This is a genomic window from Moraxella sp. K127 (genome assembly GCF_015223095.1).
GTDB lineage: Bacteria > Pseudomonadota > Gammaproteobacteria > Pseudomonadales > Moraxellaceae > Moraxella.
The window spans coordinates 1-507 of sequence record NZ_JADFBZ010000115.1 but is presented as its reverse complement, the minus strand read 5'-3'; the positions used below and the strand labels follow the sequence as shown (position 1 = coordinate 507).

Here is a 507-nt window from a genome sequence, read left to right as displayed (position 1 = left end):
ACACCCCCTAACACCCCACATCATCAACACGCCTTCTAACCACCCCCGTGTGCGTTAGCACAATTCTATAAGACAACTCATCAGACACCGAACAATATTTAATGTGCCCAAAATGCCCACGTGGACTGGCACTGGCACCAAAGTATTTAACATGATGTCTGGATGCCGACACTCTCATGTCAATTCTGCCATGCTTTAAGTTAAGATCATACTCTTTAATCAGCTCACCATCATCAAGGCGAGCATTACCATCTAAATCCCTAAACACGATAATCTTTACCCCTGCCTGTCTATGACAGCGATTTGATTCATCAGCAGGACACATGATGATATTTTGCTTGGTGATGTGACTTTGACTGCGGGCTTCTTTTAATGCATCGGTAATGACAGATGCAACATTGTTTGCTTCCATTCCCCGTAAAGCCCGCATCACACTAGGATAAGCAATCATACAAATCACACCCATCACAATAACCACCACCATCAATTCAATCAACGTAAATGCTC

The 507-nt window shown here is 43.6% G+C and carries 1 protein-coding gene; it reads right to left on the bottom strand.

Annotated elements, in window-relative coordinates:
- Positions 1-7: 7 nt before the first annotated feature.
- A partial coding sequence (locus IM753_RS12865; RefSeq protein WP_194092787.1) for a GspH/FimT family protein occupies positions 8-507 on the bottom strand: 500 nt, incomplete at its 5' end.